The organism is Actinoplanes sp. NPDC051537, from assembly GCF_055586105.1.
On sequence record NZ_JBVJIU010000003.1, the window covers coordinates 403,946 to 418,111 of the forward strand.

General features: G+C 74.1%; 11 protein-coding genes. 6 read left to right on the top strand and 5 right to left on the bottom strand.

Annotated elements, in window-relative coordinates:
* Nucleotides 1–3 precede the first annotated feature (3 nt).
* Both ACZ6TB_RS08735 and ACZ6TB_RS08740 read right to left on the bottom strand, forming a co-directional pair.
* Complete coding sequence (locus tag ACZ6TB_RS08735; protein WP_465552151.1) at nt 4–603, bottom strand: TetR/AcrR family transcriptional regulator; 600 nt, start codon at nt 601–603, stop codon at nt 4–6.
* Between the two features lie 10 nt (nt 604–613).
* Nucleotides 614–3,346 carry a helix-turn-helix transcriptional regulator gene (locus ACZ6TB_RS08740; RefSeq protein WP_465552154.1) on the bottom strand — a complete coding sequence of 911 codons (2,733 nt, stop codon included), beginning with the start codon at nt 3,344–3,346 and terminating at the stop codon, nt 614–616.
* 215 nt (nt 3,347–3,561) lie between these two features.
* On the opposite strand from ACZ6TB_RS08740, the gene ACZ6TB_RS08745 reads away from it, so the two are divergent.
* Both ACZ6TB_RS08745 and ACZ6TB_RS08750 read left to right on the top strand, forming a co-directional pair.
* On the top strand, nt 3,562–6,282 hold the full coding sequence (locus tag ACZ6TB_RS08745; RefSeq protein ID WP_465552155.1) for a helix-turn-helix transcriptional regulator: 2,721 nt from the start codon (nt 3,562–3,564) through the stop codon (nt 6,280–6,282).
* 103 nt (nt 6,283–6,385) lie between these two features.
* Nucleotides 6,386–6,787 carry a VOC family protein gene (locus ACZ6TB_RS08750; protein WP_465552158.1) on the top strand — a complete coding sequence of 134 codons (402 nt, stop codon included), beginning with the start codon at nt 6,386–6,388 and terminating at the stop codon, nt 6,785–6,787.
* Here ACZ6TB_RS08750 and def read toward each other — a convergent pair.
* Nucleotides 6,784–7,329 (bottom strand): peptide deformylase, encoded by a 546-nt coding sequence (def, locus tag ACZ6TB_RS08755; protein ID WP_465552160.1) that lies wholly within the window; start codon nt 7,327–7,329, stop codon nt 6,784–6,786. The genes ACZ6TB_RS08750 and def overlap by 4 nt on opposite strands.
* Nucleotides 7,330–7,475: 146 nt before the next feature.
* On the opposite strand from def, the gene ACZ6TB_RS08760 reads away from it, so the two are divergent.
* The 3 genes from ACZ6TB_RS08760 to ACZ6TB_RS08770 all read left to right on the top strand — a co-directional run bounded on the left by ACZ6TB_RS08760 (nt 7,476) and on the right by ACZ6TB_RS08770 (nt 11,289).
* Nucleotides 7,476–8,003: a sigma-70 family RNA polymerase sigma factor gene (locus ACZ6TB_RS08760; protein ID WP_465552161.1), complete on the top strand. Its 528-nt coding sequence runs from the start codon at nt 7,476–7,478 to the stop codon at nt 8,001–8,003.
* Nucleotides 8,000–8,935, top strand: coding sequence for an alpha/beta fold hydrolase (locus ACZ6TB_RS08765; RefSeq protein WP_465552163.1), 936 nt, complete (start codon nt 8,000–8,002; stop codon nt 8,933–8,935). Before ACZ6TB_RS08760 ends, ACZ6TB_RS08765 begins: the two co-directional genes overlap by 4 nt.
* 77 nt (nt 8,936–9,012) lie before the next feature.
* Nucleotides 9,013–11,289 (top strand): transglycosylase domain-containing protein, encoded by a 2,277-nt coding sequence (locus ACZ6TB_RS08770; protein ID WP_465552539.1) that lies wholly within the window; start codon nt 9,013–9,015, stop codon nt 11,287–11,289.
* Here the strand turns inward: ACZ6TB_RS08770 and ACZ6TB_RS08775 are convergent.
* Nucleotides 11,283–12,197, bottom strand: coding sequence for an SDR family oxidoreductase (locus tag ACZ6TB_RS08775; RefSeq protein WP_465552165.1), 915 nt, complete (start codon nt 12,195–12,197; stop codon nt 11,283–11,285). The two genes, ACZ6TB_RS08770 and ACZ6TB_RS08775, sit on opposite strands and share 7 nt — an antisense overlap.
* A gap of 95 nt (nt 12,198–12,292) precedes the next feature.
* Between ACZ6TB_RS08775 and ACZ6TB_RS08780 the strand changes: the two genes are divergently transcribed.
* Nucleotides 12,293–13,012, top strand: coding sequence for a TetR/AcrR family transcriptional regulator (locus ACZ6TB_RS08780; RefSeq protein ID WP_465552167.1), 720 nt, complete (start codon nt 12,293–12,295; stop codon nt 13,010–13,012).
* 340 nt (nt 13,013–13,352) lie between these two features.
* Here the strand turns inward: ACZ6TB_RS08780 and ACZ6TB_RS08785 are convergent, their stop codons facing one another.
* On the bottom strand, nt 13,353–13,487 hold the full coding sequence (locus ACZ6TB_RS08785; RefSeq protein WP_465552169.1) for a hypothetical protein: 135 nt from the start codon (nt 13,485–13,487) through the stop codon (nt 13,353–13,355).
* Nucleotides 13,488–14,166: the final 679 nt, after the last annotated feature.

A 14,166-nucleotide genomic window follows, 5' to 3' on the forward strand; every position in this document is an offset into this window, starting at 1 on the left:
CCGCTACGGCGCGTAACCGCGCAGCATGAGCAGCGCGCCGTCGAGGGCGGCCTCGAGCGGCACGATCGAGTCCTTCGACTGCATCACGAGCAGCCCGCCCTGGAGGGCCGCGAAGAGGGCGAGCCCGAGGCGCCCGGGGTCGGCGTCCGCCCGGATCAGGCCGTTCTCCCGCATCCGCCGCAGGCCGGCGACCAGGAGCTCGTACCAGCGGTCGGCGTGCCCGGCGACGTCGGCCGCCAGCTGCGGATCGGTCGGCGCGACCTCGTTGACCAGCGCGCTGATCGAGCAGTACTTGTGGGTCAGGCCGCGGTAGTAGTCGACCACCGCGTCCCGCCAGCCCTGCCACGACTCCCACGAGTCGAGCCGTTCCAGCCACGGCCGCTGCGCCTCGAGGACACGCGCGCTCTGGAACGCGGCGATCGCCGACACCAGGTCGCTCTTGCCGCCCGGGAAGTAGTGGAACAGCTGGCTCTTGCTGGTCGCGGTGCCGGCCCGGATCTCGTCGAGGGTCATGCCGCCGACTCCGCGATCGAGGATCAGGTCGGTCGCGGCCCGCACGATCCGGTCCCTGGTCGCGGCGCCCTTGGCGGTCAATCCGGTCATGGTCACCACGCTACCGGGATGGACTCCCGGGTCCAAATTCATCCAGGGCGGTGGGAAGCTCGCGGCGCGACGCGATGCCGAGCTTCGTGAAGATCTTGCGGAGGTGCCACTCGACCGTGCGCGGGCTCAGGAACATCGCGGTGCCGATCTCGGCGTTGGTGCGGCCGGCCACCGCCAGCCGGGCGATGTGCTTCTCCTGGGGCGTGAGCTCCTGGCGCACGCCGGCCGCCCGCCGCGGCACCGTGTCGCCGGCGGCGGCGAGCTCGCGGCCGGCCCGCTCGGCGAACGCCTCGGCGCCGATCGTCGTGAACGCCTCGTGCGCGGCCCGCAGCTGCTCCTGGGCGTCGGCGCGGCGGCTCTCGCGGCGCAGCCACTCGCCGTAGAGCAGGCGGGCCCGGGCCACGACCAGCGACAGCCCGTCGTTGCCGAGCCGCTCGATCGCCTCCCGGTAGCGCTCCTCGGCCCGCGTCGGCGGCCCGGCCAGCGCCTCGCCCAGCGCCCAGACCCCGCGCGCCCACTCGGTGCCGGCCGCCTCGGCCCGCTCGGCGAGCCGGTCCCGCGCCTCCTGGGCCGCCTCGTCGTCGCCGGCCCGCACCGCCGCCTCGGCCAGCTCGGGCAGCGTCCAGCCGTAGATCGCCATGTCCGGATACGCGACGGCGGCCCTGGCCGCGGCGAGCGCCGCAGAAGGGTCGCCGAGCCCGTTGTGCAGCACCGACCGGGCGTACTCGGTGAGCCCGAGCAGACGGCCCTCGTCGCGCTGCCGGGCGTCCGCGACCACCGACTCGATCAGGTCGAGCGCCGGCCGGGCGCGGCCCTGGAAGGCGATCAGCGCCAGGGACGCGAACTGCGGGAAGCGGATGCCGATGGCCTGCGACAGCGCGTTGCCCTCGTCGAGCAGGCCGGCCGCGTCGGCGAAGCGGCCCATGAACAGCAGCGTGCCGGCCCGGTACGACAGGGCGGTCGGCAGCAACGAGACGGCCCCGGTGGCGCGGGCGAACTCGACCGCCTCGCCGGTGATCCGGTAGGCGGTCTGCACCTGGAACAGGTCGTGCGCGGCCGGCGCGATGAGGAACAGCAGGCCGAGGTCGTCGTCGGCGGTCAGCGCGCGCAGCGCCCGGTCGAGCAGCGGCTGGGCGGTGCGGTAGTCGTCGAGCACCCAGGCCGTCATGCCGGCCAGCAGCAGGCCGGCGAAGTCGTCGCCGGCCGGCAGCCGCCGGGCCGCGGTCGCGGCCCGGGTCAGGTCGTCGCCGCCGAGGCGGCCCGCGTGCACGGCGGCGGCAACGGCGAGCAGGTACGCCCGCCGGGCCGCCCCGAGGTCGAGCGGCTCGAGCCGCTCGGCCGCGGCGAGCAGGCCGGGACCGGCGGCCCGGCCCGGGTTCAGGGCGAAGGCCAGCTGTGCCCGCAGCCGCTCGATCCGCGCCCGTTGCAGCGGCTCGAGCGGCGCCATCTCGGCCGCCGCGAGCAGGTCGGGGACGGCGGTGGGGGTGCCCGCGTCGAGCCGCGCCTGGGCCGCCCCGAGCAGCAGCGAGGCCCGCCGGTTCGGGTCGAGGGTCAGCTCCGCCGCCCGCTCGAGGAAGGTGGCGGCGGCGGACCGGCCGCCCCGGGCCAGGGCCCGATCCGCCGTCCGGGCCAGCTCCGCCGCGACGTCCTCGTCGGGGCCGAGCGCGGCGTGCGCCCGGTGCCAGGCCCGCCGGTCGGGGTCGCGGGCCGGGTCGGTGACCTCGCCCAGCGCCCGGTGCGCGGCCCGCAGCTCGGCGGCGTCGGCCGAGCGCCAGGCGGCCGAGCGCACCAGCGGGTGCCGGAACAGCACCCGGGTGCCGATCGTGATCAGCCCGGCCGCCTCGGCCTCGGCCGCCGCGTCCGGCTTGATGCCGAGCCGTTCCAGGGCGCGCAGCAGCAGCGGCACGTTGCCGACCGGCTCGACCGCGGCGGTCAGCAGCACCTGGCGGGTGTCCGGCGGCAGGGCGGCGATGCGCCGCTGGAAGCCCTCCTCGACCCGGCCGGCCAGCGGCGTCCGGCCGTACCCGCCGAACCCGAAGGCCAGGTCGGCGGGGGAGAGGCCGCGGTGCAGCTCGAGCAGGGCCAGCGGGTTGCCGCCGGTCTCGGCGATAATCCGGTCACGCACGCCGGCGTCGATCGGCCCGGGCAGCACCGAGGCGAGCAGGTCGTGGGCGTCGGCCTCGGGCAGCCCGGCGACGACCAGCTCGGGCAGGCCGCGCAGCACCCGGTCGTCGCCGGGGCTGCGGCAGGCGAAGACCATCGCCACCGACTCGGCGTCCAGCCGGCGGGCCACGAACGTGAGGATCAGCTCGGACATCTGGTCGAGCCACTGCACGTCGTCGACCATGCAGACGAGCGGGCGCCGGGAGGCGACCTCGGCGAACAGGCCGAGCACGGCCAGGCCCAGGAACAGGGTTTCCGGCGGCGGGCCGGCGCTCATCCCGAACGCGGTGTTGAGGGCTTCGCGCTGCGGGGCGGGCAGGCGGCCGAGATGGCCGAGCATGGGCGCACACAATTGCTGGAGCACCGCGTACGGGATATCGGTCTCGGGCTCGACGCCGGCCGCGCGGGCCACCCGGCAGCCCGTCGCGTTCTCGGCGAGAAGGTCGAGCAGGGCGGTCTTGCCGGCGCCGGCCTCGCCCCGCAGCACCAGCACCCGGCTCTGCCCGGCCCGCACGTCGTGCAGCAGCCGATCGAGCGTCTCGCGTTCCCGCCGTCGTCCGCGCAGCTCGAATCCGGGCATGCCCCCACCTCCCCCGAGCAGGAGGTTACACACCGCCCGGAGGTTGTCGATCAAGCAGCGGACCGCCGGTGTGCCCGGGGTCACCGGGCGGCCCGCGACCGGGCCCCGGACCCCCTGGGGCGGCCACCAGGGGGTCCGCCAGTGTCCGACCCGGGGTCATGTCCGTGGCCGACCGGGCAGGTTGAGTGGCGAAGCAACGAGCGGAAGGCGAAGTCGTGATCAACATTGACGGACCGGTGCTGCGGGGTCGGCGGCGGGAGCAGGAGAAGCTGGACCAGCTGCTCCGGGACGTCCACGGCGGCCGCAGCCGGGTGCTCGTGCTGCGCGGCGAGGCCGGGGCCGGCAAGACGGCGCTGCTGGAGTACGTGAACGGCGCGGGCGGGGCCGGCCGGGTGGTGCGGACGGCCGGGGTCGAGCTGGAGACCGAGATCGCCTACTCCGGCCTGCAGCAGTTGTGCGCGCCGCTGACCGGCCACCTCGACCGGCTGCCCGCCCCGCAGCGCGAAGCCTTGAACACCGCTTTCGGAATGAGCGGCGGGGACACGCCCAGCGTGCTGCTGCTCGGGCTGGCCGTGCTCGGCCTGTTCGCCGAGGCCGCCGCCGAGCGCCCCCTGGTCTGCCTGGTCGACGACGTCCAGTGGCTCGACCGGGTGTCGGAGATGGTCCTCACGTTCGTGGCCCGCCGGCTGGACGCCGAGTCGGTGGCGATGGTCTTCGCCTGCCGCAGTCCCGGCGACGACCAGATCCTCAGCGGCCTGCCCGAACTGCCGGTGGCCGGCCTGCCCGACGCCGACGCGCTGGCGCTGCTCGACTCGGTGCTGACCGGCCCGGTCGACCCGCAGGTGCGCGACCGGATCGTGGCCGAGACCCGGGGCAACCCGCTGGCCCTGCTCGAGCTGCCACGCGGCCTCACCCCGGCCGAGCTGGCGTTCGGCTTCGGCGGCCAGTCGGCGGCGCCGCTGATGGGCCGGGTCGAGGACGGCTTCCGGCGCCGGGTGGACGAGCTGCCCGCCGATACCCGTACGCTCCTGCTCGCCGCCGCCGTCGAGCCGGTCGGCGACGTGCCGCTGCTGCTGCGCGCCCTGGACCGGCTCGGCGTCAAGCTCTCCGCCGCGTCGCCCGCGGTCGCGGCCGGCCTGATCGAGCTGGGCACCCGGGTCCGGTTCCGGCACCCGCTGGTGCGCTCGGCCGTCTGGCGGTCCGCCGACGCCGACGACCTGCGCGACGTGCACGGCGCCCTGGCCGACGTCACCGACCCGGGGCAGGACCCGGATCGGCGGGCCTGGCACCGCGCGTACGCCGCCCTGGGTCCGGATGAGGAAGTGGCCGCCGAGCTGGAGTGTTCCGCCGAGCGCGCCATCGCCCGCGGTGGGCAGGCGGCCGCCGCCACCTTCCTCGAGCGGGCCGCCGAGCTCTCCCCGGAGGCGAAGCCCCGCGCCGCCCGCACCCTGGCCGCCGCCCGCGCCCGCCTGGCCGCCGGCGCCCCGGCCGCCATTCCCGGCCTGCTCGCCGCGGCCGAGCTCAGCCCCCTCGACCCGCTGCAGCAGGCCGAGCTGGAGCGACTGCGGGCCCAGGCCGCGTTCACCCTGAACCCGGGCCGCGAGGCGGGCGGCCCGCTGCTCGCCGCGGCCCGCCGCCTGGAGGACCTCGACCCGCTCGCGGCCCGCGAGACGTATCTGTCGGCGCTCGGTGCGGCCGTGCACGCCGGCCGGCTGGGTGGCGACGACCGCCGCCGGGCCGCGCTCGCCGCCCGGCAGGTCCCCGAGGGCACCGAGACCGCGAGCCTGTTCCTCACCGCGCTGTCGACCTGGAGCCTGGACGGGTACGCGGCGTCGGTCCCGCAGCTCCAGCAGGCCCTGGCCGCCCTCGCCGAGGACGAGGACGTGAACCTGCTGTGGCTGTCCATCCCGGTCGCGCACGAGATCTTCGACGACGTCGCCTGGCACGGCCTCAGCGAGCGGGCGGTGCGGACCGCCCGGCAGACCGGCGCGCTCTCGGTGCTGCCGTCCGCGCTGTCGTTCCGGGCCGGCGCGCTGCTGCACGCGGGCCGGTTCGCCGACGCGGCCGCGCTGATCGACGAGATGGAGGCGCTGGCCGAGGCGACCGGGCTGCCGCCGGACCCGTCCGGCCCGATGAACCTGCTCGCCCTGCGCGGCCACGAGCAGCAGGCGCTGGACCTGATAGCGGTCACCGCCAAGGACGCCGAGTTCCGCGACGAGGGCCGCCCGCTCGACATGGCCGACCACGTGCGGGCCGTGCTGTTCAACGGGCTCGGCCGCTACACGCAGGCGCTCGAGGCGAGCCGGCGCGCCGCCCAGTACACCGATCTCGGCTTTCACCACTGGGCGCTGAGCGAGCTGGTCGAGGCGGCGGCCCGGGCCGGTGACGTCAAGGAGGCGGCCTCGGCCCGCGAGCGCCTGGCCGGGCTGACCGGACCGGCCGGGACGGCGTGGGCCCGGGGCGCGCAGGCGATCGCCGACGCGCTGGCCGGCCCGGCCGGAAAGATCGAGGACAACTTCCGGGCGGCGATCGACCTGCTGCCGCCGAGCCGGCTCGGCCTTCAGCGATCCCGGGCCCGGCTGATGTACGGCGAGTGGCTGCGCCGCGAGGGCCGGCGCTCCGATGCCCGGGCCCAGCTGCGGGCCGCTCACGACTCGTTCACCGCGATGGGCGCCGAGGGGTTCGCCGAGCGGGCCGGCCGCGAGCTGGGCGCGACCGGCGAGACGGTCCGCAAGCGCGCGGCCGGCACGCCCGACGAGCTGACCCCGCAAGAGGCACAGATCGTGCGGCTGGCGTCGCAGGGACGGACCAACCCGGAGATCGGCGCGGTGCTGTTCCTGAGCCCGCGCACGGTCGAATGGCACCTGCGCAAGGTGTTCACCAAGCTGAACATCACCTCGCGCCGGGAGCTGGACGCGGTGGCGGCCGAACGCTGAGCTTTCGGCCCCCGGGATCGCGCCCGGGATCACCCTGGGGCGACCGGTCACGCCGTACGGCCATCGTGGACCGTATCGGAAGCGATGCGGGAGGTATGCCGTGGTGACTTACCAGCTCGAGCTGATCGTGCTGCCGGTTCGGGACGTCGCGCGGTCGCGGGCGTTCTTCGAGGGGATCGGTTTCCGCTCGCAGCCGGGCGGCCCGGTGATTACGCCGCCCGGCTCGGGCTGCTCGATCGCCCTGGCCCCGGGACCCGGCCGGGTCGAGAACATCCACCTGGTCGTGCGCGACATCGAGGAGGCCCGCGCCGAACTGGTCGCCCTGGGCGTCGCGGTGAGCGAGATCTTCCACGACGAGGACGGCGTCTTCCACCACGGAGGCACCGCCAAGCGGGCGCGGGGGCTCTGCCCGGGGCGGCGGTCTTACGGCTCGTTCGCGTCGTTCGCCGACCCGGACGGGAACGGCTTCCTGCTCCAGGAGGTGAGCGAGCGATTCCCGGACTAATGCGGGCTGACCCGCAGGTCGGGCGCGGGTAGGCCGTCGAACCAGGACGCCTCGCGCAGCGTGTCGAGGATCCGCTGCCGGCCCGCCTCGTCCTGGCGGTCGATGAACAGGACGCCGTCCAGGTGGTCGGTCTCGTGCTGCACGCAGCGCGCCAGCAGGCCGTTGCCGACGATCTGCACCGGGTCGCCGAGCTTGGTGTAACCCTTGGCGGCCACGTTCATCCGCCGGCGGGTGTCGAGGTAGATGCCGGGGATCGACAGGCAGCCCTCGGGGCCGTCCTGGGTCTCCTCGTCGGGGAACTCGAGCACCGGGTTGATCAGGTGATCCAGCTTCAGGTCGTTGCCGGGCAGGTCGGGGTGGATGGCGAAGACCCGCAGGCTCACGCCGATCTGCGGCGCGGCCAGGCCGGCGCCCTTCGACTCGGCCAGCGTCTGGGTCAGGTCCTGCACGAGGCGGTCGAGCTCGGCGTCGAAGTCGGTCACCTCGTCGGCCCGCCGGCGCAGCACCGGGTCACCGACCTTCCGAATGTCCAGCACGGTCATGACATCCATCTTGCCGTACGGGCTCGAGCGCACCGGGGTCCCGGGGGCCGCCCGCCAGGGGGCCGACCAGGGTGCCGCACGGGCTCGTACCGGCACCCTGGCGGAGAAATGTGGATCCCATCGACGAACAACCCCGGGGGATCGACGTGACCACCACCGCAATCGCCGCCGCCGACGAGGCCCGGCTCACCGCACTGCACGAGGAGTACGCGACCGTCCTGCTCGGCTATCTGGCCGGGTTCACCGGTGGCAACCGGGAGAAAGCCGAGGACCTGTTCCAGGAGACCATGCTGCGGGCCTGGAGCAGCCTCCGCGTGCTGCCCACCGAGCCCGAGCACACCCGGCGCTGGCTGTTCACGGTCGCCCGGCACGTGGCGATCGACGCCATCCGCCGCCGCCGGGCCCGGCCGGTCGAGGTGGACGGCCTCGACGCCCTGCCCGCGCCGCCGCACGCCGACGACACCACCGACACCGTGCTGGCCCTGGAGTCGCTGCGCCGGGGCCTGGGCACGCTGAGCCGGGACCACCGCACGGTCCTGGCCGAGCTCTACCTCAACGGCACGTCCACGGCCGAGACCGCGCGACGGCTGGGCGTGCCGGTCGGAACGGTCAAGTCCCGGGCCCACTACGCGCTGCGCTCGCTGCGCGAGTTCCTGGCCGGGGCGCACCGGTGAACCCGCTGACGAGCGGCGCGCACCGGGTCGAGCTGGGCGGCCTCACCCAGCGCTACCACGTCAGGGGACGCGGGCCGGTGCTGGTCGCGATGCCCGGCGGTCCCGGGGTGCACTGGGAGTACCTGCGGATGCCGGCGGTCGAGCGGCGGATGACCGTCGTCTACGTCGAGCCGCTCGGCACCGGCCAGTCCGGGCGTCTTCCCGGCCATCCGCACGGCTACACCCGCGACCTGTACGCCGCGGCGCTCGACCGCCTGCTCGACCACCTCGGCCAGGATCGGGTCCTCCTGCTCGGCCACGGCTACGGCGGCAACGTCGCCCAGCTGTACGCGACGCGCCGCCCCGAGCGTCTGTCCGGCCTCGTCCTGTACGCGAGCACGCCCGTCACCGGCCCCGAGCACGTCGCCGAGACGACCCGCCAGCTCGAGCTGTTCGTCCGCCGCAACCAGTGGAACCCGGAGCTGCCCGCGGTGCTGGACGCGATCCGGTCGCTGCCCGGGATCACCGGGGACGCCGGACTCGGGGCCGCCGTGCGGGGGCTGTTCCCGGCCTGCGTGGCGCACTACTGGGCGCGCAAGCGGGAGCTCGCGCCGCTGCGGGGCCGGCTGCGGGTGACGCACGTCTCCGGGCTCGACGCGATCGGCCTGCCCGAGGTGATCGACGACCGGGCCGTGCTGCCCGGGATCACCGTGCCGACCCTGGTCGCGGCCGGCTGCTACGACCTCTACGGCGGGCTGCGCTGGGGCCGGGAGCTGCACGCCCTGATCCCGGGCGCGCGGTTGCTGCTGCTCGCCTACAGCGGTCACATCGGTCACGTCGAGGAGCCGGAGCGGTTCGCCGAGGGCGTCTTCGGCCTCGTCTCGCCGATCTCGTTGAACCATCGCCTCGTCGGTACGTCTCGGAGGGCGTGGAGCACGAGCACAAACTTCTGACCAACGCGGCGTCCCTGCTGATCTGCGGACTGCTCGGGGGCGTCGTCGTCGCGGCGGCCGCCTTTCCCGCCACCGCCATGTCCGGTCTCGCGGCCAAGGCCGGCGGGGAGACCTTCGCGAGCCTGCCCAGCGAGGTCAAGGACTACAGCTCCCCGCAGATCACGCGCATCTACGCCAGCGACGGCAAGACGCAGATCTCGCAGTTCTACGACGAGTTCCGCAGCGACGTACCGCTGAAGGACATCTCCCCGTACATGCGCCAGGCGATCGTCGCGGCCGAGGACCGGAACTTCTACCACCACCACGGCGTCGACTTCAAGGGCGTCGCCCGCGCGCTCGTGAGCAACAGCGGCGGCAACTCCCAGCAGGGCGCGTCGACCCTGACCATGCAATGGGTACGCATGTCGCTGTCCTACTCGGCGACCAGCGCCCGGGAGGTCATCGACGCCACCAAGGACACGCCGAAGCGCAAGCTCACCGAGATGAAGTACGCGTTGCAGGTCGAGAAGGAGATGTCGAAGGATCAGATCCTCGAGCACTACCTGAACATCGCGCCGTTCGGGAACCAGGCCTACGGGGTCTTCGCCGCCAGCCAGATCTACTTCCACAAGAAGCCGAAGGACCTCACGATCGGTCAGGCCGCGATGCTGGCCGGCATGGTCAAGGCCCCGACCAGCTTCAACCCGACGATCAAGAGCGGCTACGACCAGATCAAGGACCGGCGCGACAACTACGTCATCCCCGGCATGGTCGCGCTCGGCTCGATCACCCAGGCGCAGGCCGACAAGGCGCTCAAGGAGCCGATCCCGAAGCAGGTGACCCCGGTCGGCAACGGCTGCGTCTCGGTCGCCAAGAACAGCTGGGGCTTCTTCTGCGACTACTTCTACCGCTGGTGGATGTCGCAGGAGCCGTTCGGGGCCACCCCGTTCGACCGCGAGCGGCGCCTCAAGAGCGGCGGCTACCGGATCGTGACGTCGCTCGACGCCAAGGCCCAGGACAACGCCCGCAAGCGGATCAGCGACGAGATCGCCGACAAGAACAAGAACGCGCTGCTGCTGGCCGGGGTCGAACCGGGCACCGGCAAGGTCCGGGTGCTGGCCACCAACCGCAAGTACAAGCTGGACGACCCCGCGCACCCGCAGAACCCGCTCTCGCCGAACCCGGCGCTGCGTGCTCGCGGCGTCCGGGCCTCCTATCCCAACACGACCAACCCGCTGATCACCGGCGGCGGCGACATCGACGGCTATCAGTCGGGCTCGGTCTTCAAGATGTTCACCATGGTGGCGGCGCTGGAGAAGGGCCTGCCGCTGGGCTACACGATCAACGCGCCGGGCCGGTACCACTCGCACTACCCGGTCGAGGCGGGCTCGAAGGCGGCGTGCCCGGGCACGAGCGACTGGTGCCCGAGCAACTCCAGCATCAAAGAGGCCGGGGTCTTCGACATGTGGAGCGGCTTCGGGCACTCGATCAACACGTACTTCGTCCCGCTCGAGGAGACGGTCGGCGCGGACAAGGTGGTCGCCGTGGCCAAGCGCTTCGGCGTCCAGTTCCGCAACTCGCTCGACGCCCAGTACGCGTCGCCCGCGTCCGCCGCGACGTGGGGCGCCTTCACCCTGGGCGTCTCCGCCTCCACGCCGCTGGACATGGCCGACGCGTACGCGACCCTGGCCGGTGACGGCATGTACTGCGCGCCGACGCCGGTCGAGCAGATCTACACCCAGGACAACCAGAAGCTCGACTTCGGCAAGCCGCAATGCACCCGGGCCACCAGCAAGGACGTCGCCCGGGCCGCGATCGACGCGGCGCGCTGCCCGGTCGGCGACTCGGCCCAGCTCGGCAACTGTCACGGCAGCGGCACGGCGCCCGGCACCCGCGGCATCGTCGGCCATCCCGTCTTCGGCAAGACCGGCACCACCGACGCCGACAAGACCGCGTCCCTCATCGTCGGCACCACGTCGATGGTGGTGGCGGGCTACATGGCCGATCCCGACTACCAGAACCACCCCGACCACCTGGACCACCACGAGGTCAACAACGCCGTCATGTGGACCATGCACGACTTCATGAAGGGCAAACCCAAGATCCAGTTCAAGACCCCGGGCAACAACAAGATTGCGTACGGGGATCAGCGCTCGATTCCCGGTGTGAAGTGCCAGTCGATGGGTTCGGCGACGGCCGAGCTGGAGGACGCCGGGTTCGCCCCGACCACGGGCGCGGCGGTCGACTCGGACTGCCCGGCCGGCACGGCGGCGTCCACGAGCCCGAGCGGCCGGACCATCAAGGGCGGCGTCGTGATGATCCAGCCGAGCAACGGGAAGGGCGCCGGTAAGCCGGACAAACCCGGCGGTCAGTGACGCCCGGCGGGAACGGCGACGCCGGCGAGGCGCTCGGACTCGGCCCACAGGCGTGCGCGCACGCTCTTGTCCAGGGCCCGGCTCGTCGGCCGGGCCTTGGCCGCCGGCCCGATCAGCCCCCACCGCGGGCCGTAGTAGCCGCCGGCCACCGCGTCCGGGCTGGTCGCCGCGTACAGCAGCGGCTCCGCGCCCTGCTCGGGGCCCTGGCCCGGGGTGACGCGGAAGGAGATCCGCATGCCCAGGCCGGCCTTGCCGCCGAGGTTCGGCCCGGCGGTGGTCAGGTTCGTCTTGGTGTAGCCGGGGTGCGCGCCGTTGGACATCAGCGACCAGCCGCGGGCGGCCGCGATGTCGGCCAGCTCCATCGTCAGCATCAGGTCGGCGAGCTTCGACTGGGCGTACGCGCCGACCGGACGGTAGCCGGTCGCCGACTGCAGGTCGCCGAAGTTGATCCGGCCGCGGGCCGCGGTGCCGCTGCTCATCGTGGCCACCCGCGGCGCCGGGGCGGCGAGCAGCAGCGGCAGCAGGCGCACGGTCAGCGCGAACGGCCCGAGATAGTTGCTCGCCAGCTGCAGCTCGAAGCCGTCGACGGTCTCCGTGCGGTTCGGCACCATCATCACACCGGCGTTGTTGAGCAGCAGGTCCAGCGGACGGCCGGCGGCGAGAAGGCCGTCGGCGAAGTCGCGGACCGAGGACAGGTCGGCCAGATCGACGCGGCGCACCTCGACCCGGGCCGACGGGTGGGCGGCGAGGATCTCGGCGCGGGCCTGGTCGCCCTTGGCCGGGGTGCGCACCGCGAGGACCACTTCCGCGCCGGCCCCGGCGAGACGCTTGGCGGCCTCCTTGCCGGTGCCGCTGTTCGCGCCGGTCACCACGGCGAGCTTGCCGCTCTGGTCGGGTACCTCGTACATGAGCGCTCCTTAAAGACCGTCGGTCTGTTATGCGTCCGACGGTAACAGGACAGGCGGTCTGTTAACAAGAGACTGGAGGTCTGTAAGCTCCCGGCATGGAGTTCAAGCGCGCCCGCACCGACGAGCAGCGGAACGAGCGGCGACGGCAGATCCTGGACACGGCGGCCGCGATGCTGACCGAGATGCCGGTCGCCAAGCTCAGCCTCAACGAGCTGAGCCGCCGCGTCTGCCTGGCCAAGTCGAACGTGCTGCGCTACTTCGAGTCCCGCGAGGCGGTGCTGCTCGAGCTGCTGGACGCCGAGGTCGGGGAGTGGCTGGCCCACCTCGATCGCGTCGTCGAGGCCGGCGACGGCACCGCCCGGGAACGCGGCGACCGGCTCGCGGCGATCCTGGCCGAGTCACTGGCCGAGCGCCCGGTGCTCTGCGACCTGACCAGCGCCCACGCGGGCGTGCTGGAACACAACGTCTCGGCCGAGGTCGCGCTGCGGCACAAGCTGGCGACCAGGAGCTGGTACGAGACGCAGGCCCAGCTGTTCCTCCGATGCCTGCCCGAGCTCGGCGCCCAGGACGCGGCCCACCTGGCCGCCACCGCCACCCTGATCACCGCGGCCGCGTGGCCCTACAGCCGGCCGCCCGAGGCGATGCTGGCCGCCTACGCCGCCGACCCGAGAGCGGCCGCCATGCGGGTCGACTTCACCGACCTGCTGCGGCAGAACCTGGCGGTCACCATCTCCGGCCTCATCGCCCGGCACGAGAACCGCCCGGTCGGCGCGGCCGCCCTCGACGCCCCGGCGCCGGGCGGCATCGGGGGCTGACGGGCGCTACCGCGCATGCTGCCGGGCCTGCTGTTGCGCGCCGCCGGGCCTGCTATTGCGCGCCGCCGGGCCGATGGACGCCGTCGGGCGCCATCCCGCTCCAGCGGGATCGGCGGATCCGAGGCGCACGGCACGCGGCCGGCCGCGCGCGGGGTGGAAAGAGCGCGGAGTCTGCCGAGCCCGGCCGGACGGTGGCCGGGCCCGGCATTCCCCGAGCACGGGGCGCCGCGCCGGGGGTTCACCCGGGCGGCGCCCCTCCCTCACCCCGCGACCCGGGAAGCGTTGTACGCCTCCGCGGTCACGTGCACGCCCCGGCATCCGTTCAGCCGGGACGGCCAGGTCACCGCCACCCGCCGGGACTCGCCCGGAGCAGCCAGAAATAGTTGTCGGCGTAGCGCGCGGGCAGGACCCGGTCGCCCTTCTCGTCACGCAGCGCGAGCCGCACGAGCGGGGCGACGGACGACGAGACAGGCATCCATGCCTCCAGATTTGACAACGTTGTCAGGCTGCTCGGCCGTTTCCAAAAAATCAAGACTTGAAATGTAAGTTGATCTGCCAGAAACTGCGGCTGGTCGGCCGGACCCCATCCCGGCCGCCATCGCTCGCCGTGCCACCCCCTCCGGACCGGCGAGCCGGCAGCGTGCCCGGCCAGGTCCGCCACCTCGGCCGGGCACGCGTTGCCCACCCCAAGCGGCCGGGCACGCGTTGCCCACCCCGCGCGGCCGGGCACGCGTTGCCCACCCCGCGCGGCCGGGCACGCGTTGCCCACCCCGCGCGGCCGGGCGCGCGTTGCCCACCCCGCGCGGCCGGGCGCGCGTTGCCCACCACAAGCGGCCGGGCACGCGTTGCCCACCCCGCGCGGCCGGGCGCGCGTTGCCCACCACAAGCGGCCGTGCACGGGCGAGCCGGCCCCGCGGCCGGGTCGCCCTTGGGCGGGCAGATGCTGCCGGGCGGCGGCGGCAGGCAAGGTGGCTGGTCACCGGCAGCGCAGCCCAAGCGGCCGGGCGGAGTGGCGGCCGGGCGGAGTGGCGGCAGCGCAGCGCAAGCGGCCGGGCGGAGTGGCGGCGGGCGGAGCGGCGGCGGGCGGCGCGGCGGCGGGCGGCGCGGCGGCGGGCGGAGAGGCGGCGGGCGGCGCGGCGGCGGGCGGAGAGGCG

Bases quoted from the DNA above. Each gene is read 5' to 3' on its own strand.
- ACZ6TB_RS08735 (WP_465552151.1), bottom strand. From the start codon at position 603: ATGACCGGATTGACCGCCAAGGGCGCCGCGACCAGGGACCGGATCGTG.
- ACZ6TB_RS08740 (WP_465552154.1), bottom strand. From the start codon at position 3,346: ATGCCCGGATTCGAGCTGCGCGGACGACGGCGGGAACGCGAGACGCTC.
- def (WP_465552160.1), bottom strand. From the start codon at position 7,329: ATGACCGTGCTGGACATTCGGAAGGTCGGTGACCCGGTGCTGCGCCGG.
- ACZ6TB_RS08770 (WP_465552539.1), top strand. From the start codon at position 9,013: ATGTCCGGTCTCGCGGCCAAGGCCGGCGGGGAGACCTTCGCGAGCCTG.
- ACZ6TB_RS08775 (WP_465552165.1), bottom strand. From the start codon at position 12,197: ATGTACGAGGTACCCGACCAGAGCGGCAAGCTCGCCGTGGTGACCGGC.
- ACZ6TB_RS08780 (WP_465552167.1), top strand. From the start codon at position 12,293: ATGGAGTTCAAGCGCGCCCGCACCGACGAGCAGCGGAACGAGCGGCGA.
- ACZ6TB_RS08785 (WP_465552169.1), bottom strand. From the start codon at position 13,487: ATGCCTGTCTCGTCGTCCGTCGCCCCGCTCGTGCGGCTCGCGCTGCGT.